The sequence below is a fragment of the Chrysiogenia bacterium genome, assembly GCA_020434085.1.
GTDB lineage: Bacteria > JAGRBM01 > JAGRBM01 > JAGRBM01 > JAGRBM01 > JAGRBM01.
The window spans coordinates 1-1,610 of the sequence record JAGRBM010000367.1 but is presented as its reverse complement, the minus strand read 5'-3'; the positions used below and the strand labels follow the sequence as shown (position 1 = coordinate 1,610).

2 protein-coding genes are annotated in these 1,610 nt (G+C 66.5%); one reads left to right on the top strand and one right to left on the bottom strand.

The features are described from left to right. Nucleotides 1-1,172: metallophosphoesterase (locus KDH09_12785; GenBank protein MCB0220568.1), on the bottom strand; the 1,172-nt coding region annotated here is incomplete at its 3' end. 169 nt (nt 1,173-1,341) lie between these two features. Here KDH09_12785 and KDH09_12780 point away from each other — a divergent pair. Then, nucleotides 1,342-1,610 (top strand): hypothetical protein (locus tag KDH09_12780; protein ID MCB0220567.1); only part of this gene is annotated, 269 nt, incomplete at its 3' end.

The window sequence follows — 1,610 nt, the reverse complement described above, 5'->3', positions numbered from 1 at the left end:
CGCACCGGGGGGCCTGCGTAGCCCAGGCCGCTGGAGACGTAGAGGCGGCGGCCCTCTTTTTCAAAGAGTCCCCAGTCGTAGGGGTGAATGAGCCGCGCCGGGGCAAGCGCTCCGCCGAAGGGGAGCGGCACGCGCACCTGGCCGCCGTGGGTGTGCCCGGCGAGCGTGAGGTCGAAACCGCGCGCGTGGTCGAACGCCTCGGGCCGGTGCGAGAGCAGCAGGTTGAACTTGCTCGCGTCGAGATTCTTCGCGAGCGCATCGACTTCAGGAAAACTCGCCGGGAGCTTGGACTCGGGATCGTTGATGCCGTGAAGGACGAGCCCGGAAATGCCGGGTACTTCGAGGCTGCTGGCGCGAAGCACGCGAATGCCCTTCTGCTCGAAGATTGCTTCGAATTTCTCCACGCCAAAATAGCGATCGTGATTGCCCGGTACCGCATAGGCGCCGTGGGGCGCGCGCAGCAGGGAGAGTGAGCGAGCCCCCTCGTCGGCGTACTCGCGTTCCATGTTGTAGTGATCGCCCGTGTGCACGATGAGGTCCGCGCCCTCGCGCACGACCTGGCGAAGTAGTTTTTCGAGTTCCTCACCGCGCAGGAACGGTCCGACGTGGATGTCGGTGATCTGCGCGATGCGAAGCCCGTGCAGGTGGCGGTGCTGCTCGGAGAGCGGCACGCGCACGCGGCGCACGTCGACGCCCTTGTTCTCGCTGGTCAGCACGGCCCAGGCCGAGGCCCCCGTCGAGAGCGAGAGCCCGCCCGCCGCGCCGTAGGCCAGGCCCTGGGAGAGGAAAGCCCGCCGCGTGAGACCCGGCGCCGCATGCTCGGCCGACATCATGTGCCGTTCCTCAGGGCGAGGGATGCGCCAGCGCTCCCACCAGTAGTGGAGCACCAGCGCCGCGCCCAGCAGCAGGGCGCTCACGCCGATCAGAAAGAACGCCGTGACGTAGGAGCGGTAGAGAAACGAGTGCAGCGCGCTCGATTCGGGCGTGGGATAGAGGAACCACTTCACCGGCTTGTAGGCGAAATTGGCTACGAAGAGCGCGACGCCCGCGCCGATGAGCCAGCGGCGGTGCAGGCGCCCCAGGGGGGCAAAGCTGCGACACAGATGGACGAGCACGAGGACCTCGAGTCCCGTGAACACCCCGCTGCGCAGTATCTGCCAGAGCCAGTACATATTTATATTATAGCACCCGGCGGTGGCCTAAGTTGGTGATCTACCCCGCATTTTCGGGCTTTGAGGGGCCGGCAGATGCCCGTTTGGGGCGGTCTGCGTGCCGCGCCGCGCCTTGCGCCCCCGGCGGGGCTGCGGTAATTTGGGCGGCCAATGAGGGAGATGGGCAGCCATGGCTGATTCCAACGATTTCTGGGGTGATTTCGCCAAGCGCTTTGGCAACGAGCGCACGCCGCGTGATTTTTCGACGTTCGGCCAGCAGGACAACCTGTTCACGCGCCTTCGCGAGGCCCCGGCCTGGAAGGTCGCCATCCTGGGTTCCGCCGGCGCGATGACCCTGGGCGCCGTCTTTAGCGGGCTGCTCCTGGCGGCCGGCGCGCTCATGCTGCTGCTTACCCTGTTCGGATTTCTGCTGGGCGGTCCCTCCAAAGAGCCCTCGGT